At 71.4% G+C, this 3,366-nt stretch carries 3 protein-coding genes; 1 reads left to right on the top strand and 2 read right to left on the bottom strand.

The window, feature by feature from the left end; all coding sequences use genetic code 11:
• Positions 1 to 1,034: class I SAM-dependent RNA methyltransferase (locus Q0L15_RS15980; RefSeq protein WP_296605442.1), on the bottom strand; the 1,034-nt coding region annotated here is incomplete at its 3' end.
• Between the two features lie 27 nt (positions 1,035 to 1,061).
• The gene (locus Q0L15_RS15975; RefSeq protein ID WP_296605441.1) at positions 1,062 to 3,110 is read right to left on the bottom strand and encodes an APC family permease; all 2,049 of its coding nucleotides are present in this window, start codon (positions 3,108 to 3,110) and stop codon (positions 1,062 to 1,064) included.
• A gap of 98 nt (positions 3,111 to 3,208) precedes the next feature.
• Here Q0L15_RS15975 and Q0L15_RS15970 point away from each other — a divergent pair.
• The coding region (locus Q0L15_RS15970; RefSeq protein WP_296605443.1) for an NAD-binding protein at positions 3,209 to 3,366 on the top strand (158 nt) is incomplete at its 3' end.

Here is a 3,366-nt window from a genome sequence, read left to right as displayed (position 1 = left end):
CCCTCGCGCGGCGGGTCGAGGACGACGAGGTCGACCGAGCCGTACGCCGCCGGCAGGGGGCCCCCGAGCACCCGGTCGACCGGGCCGCACTCGACCTGGACGCCCGGCAGGCCGGCGAGGTTGGTGCGGGCGTGCTTGCAGGCGGTGCGGTCGGCCTCGACCGCGAGGACGTGGCCGGTCGGGCCGACGGCGTCGGCGAGGTAGCGGGCGAACAGGCCGACGCCGGCGTAGAGGTCCAGGACGGTCTCGCCACGGCGCGGCTCGAGCAGGTCGAGCACGGTCTCGACCAGCACCCGCGGGGCACTGGGGTGGACCTGCCAGAAACCGTCGGCCTCCACCGTGAACAGGTGCTCACCGTGGCGCGGCACGTCGACCCGCTCCCCCACGACCGTCGAGAGGTCGGCCGCGTGCCGGTCGAGGGTGGTGCCGGCGCGGGTGACGGCCCGGGCGTCGGTGCGCGTGATCAGGCAGTCGTCGATCGGCACCACCTCGCGGGAGCGGTGCTTGCGCAGCCCGCGGCGCCCGCGCGGCCCGACGGCCCACTGGATGCGGGTGCGCCAGCGCAGGCCGCGCTCCATCTCCTCCGACTCGCTCGGGAGCGGCTCGACCTCGACGTGCACGTCGGTGCCCCCGAGCCGGGCCAGCTGCTCGCGGACCACCGCGGCCTTGAGCTCGCGCTGGCGCGGCAGCGCGACGTGCTGGAAGTCGCAGCCCCCGCACCCGCCGGGGCCGGCGTAGGGGCAGGGCGGCTCGACCCGGTCGCGCGAGGGCTCGAGCACCTCGACCGCGTCGCCGCGCCAGAACCGATCGCCCTCGGTGCCCTCGGTGATCTCCACGACCACCCGCTCGCCGGGGATGGCGTGCCGCACGAACACGACCCGCGGCCGGTCCGACCCGTCCGCCCCGACGTTGCCGGTGCCCTCGAGCCGGACGATGCAGTGGCCGCCGTGGGCGATCGGGCCGACGACGGCCTCGAACCGCTCGCCCACCCGCGAGCCGCCGCGGGCCTTGCGCTCGCGGGGGTTACGCGCCACGACGCGGCCGCCCGGTCGAGGACGGGGTCACTTCTGGACCTGCCGGTCCGAGGACGGGCGCTCGACGACGTTGCCCAGGCGCAGCTCGCCGGGCCGCACCCACACGCCCTCGCGCTCCTCGCGCTCACGGACCAGCTCCGACGAGCGCAGCTGGAAGGGCACCGAGGTGACCATCACGCCGGGCGCGAACAGCAACCGGCCCTTGAGCCGCAGCGCGGTCTGGTTGTGCAGCAGCTGCTCCCACCACCGGCCGACGACGTACTCGGGGATGTAGACGGCCACGACGCCGCGCGGGTTGGAGCGGCGGATCTCGGTGGCGTACTCGACGATCGGGCGCACGAGCTCGCGGTAGGGCGAGTGCAGCACCTTGAGCGGTACGCCGAGGTTGCGCTCGTCCCACTCCTCCAGCAGCCGGTTGGTGGCCTCGGGGTCGACCGAGACGTAGACGCCCTCGAGCACGTTGGGGCGCGTCGCCTTGGCGAAGGCCAGCGCGCGGAGCGTGGGCTTGTGGAGCTTGGAGACCAGCACGATCGCGTGCACGCGGGTCGGGAGGACCTTGTCCTCCTCGTCCGCGGCGAGCTCGTCGCTGACGCTGTCGTAGTGGCGCCGGATCGCCCGCATGACGACGAAGAAGACGATCATCGCGAGGATCGTGATGTAGGCGCCGGCGAGGAACTTGGTGATCAGCACGACCACGAGCACGACCGCGGTGAACGTGAGCCCGACGGCGTTGATGGCCCGCGAGCGGTACATCCGGCGACGCTCCGCGGGGTCCCTCTCGGTCTGGAGGTGTCGGGTCCAGTGCCGGATCATGCCGAGCTGGCTGAGGTTGAACGACACGAACACGCCCACGATGTAGAGCTGGATCAGGCGGGTGGTCTCGGCGTCGTAGATCTGGATGAGGGCGATCGCCATCACCGCGAGGAACACGATGCCGTTGCTGTAGGCCAGCCGGTCACCGCGCGAGCCGAGCGCCCGTGGCGCGTAGCCGTCCTTGGCGAGGATCGAGCCGAGCACCGGGAACCCGTTGAACGCGGTGTTGGCGGCGAGCACCAGGATGATGCCCGTCACGGTCACCACGAGGTAGAAGCCGGGCGTGAAGTCGTGGAAGACCGCCTCGGCGATCTGGGCGATCGCCGTGTGCTGGTCGTAGCCCGCGGGCAGCGCCTCGCCGTTGCGGCTGAGCCGGTCGATGTCGGCGGGGTCGACGAGCTTGAGACCCATCTGCTTGGCCAGCACGATGACGCTGATCATCATCGAGATCGCGATCAGGCCGAGCAGCAGCAGCGTGGTGGCGGCGTTCTTGCTCTTGGGCCGCCGGAAGGCCGGCACGCCGTTCGAGATCGCCTCGACACCGGTCAGCGCCGCACAGCCCGAGGAGAAGGCCCGGGCGAGCAGGAAGAGCAGCGCGAACGTCGTCATCGAGTCGCCGTAGCCCGGCTCGGGCTCGATGGTGAGGTCGGCGCTGGCCACCTCGGGCAGGGTGCCGGTGGCGAGCTCGAGCAGGCCGTAGCCGCACATGCCGAGGATCGCGATCATGAACAGGTACGTCGGGATCGCGAAGAACGTCCCGGACTCGCGGATGCCGCGCAGGTTCATCGCCATGAGCAGCACGACCATGAGGCTGGCGAACATCGCCTCGTGCCCGCTGAGTGGATCGATCGCGGAGGCGGCGTACTGCGCGCCCGAGGAGATCGACACCGCGACGGTGAGCACGTAGTCGACCAGGAGGGCGCTCGCGACCGTGGCTCCCGCCGTCGGCCCCAGGTTGACCGTGGCGACCTCGTAGTCGCCACCGCCGCTGGGGTAGGCGTGCACGGTCTGGCGGTAGGACGCGACCACCGCGATCATCACCAGCGCGACCGCGATGCCGATCTTCCAGGACCAGACGTACGCCGAGGCCCCCGCCAGCGACAGCATGATGAAGACCTCGTCGGGCGCGTAGGCGACCGACGAGAGCGCATCGCTGGCGAAGACCGGCAGTGCGATCCGCTTGGGAAGGAGCGTCTCGCCCAGCTGGGAGCTGCGCAGCTTGCGCCCCAGCAGGATCCGCTTCGATACGTCGCCGACACCCACGACGGGCAAGGCTAGACCTTGAACGATCCATCCGGTGAGTGACGTGCACAGAAGACCGTCACCACTGCGGTAGCGTCTGCGACGTGCACGTCGTGATCATGGGCTGTGGACGGGTCGGCTCGACGCTGGCCCGCAGTCTCGAGGACCGCAACCACACCGTCTCCGTGATCGACAGCGAGCCGGACGCCTTCCGCCGCCTCGGGCCGGGCTTCAACGGCGACAAGGTCACCGGCCAGGGCTTCGACCAGGAGGTCCT

It is taken from the genome of Nocardioides sp. (assembly GCF_024509035.1).
In the GTDB taxonomy this organism is placed as follows: domain Bacteria; phylum Actinomycetota; class Actinomycetes; order Propionibacteriales; family Nocardioidaceae; genus Nocardioides.
The sequence above is the reverse complement of the archived record's forward strand: the minus strand, read 5'-3'. Positions and strand labels throughout refer to the sequence as shown.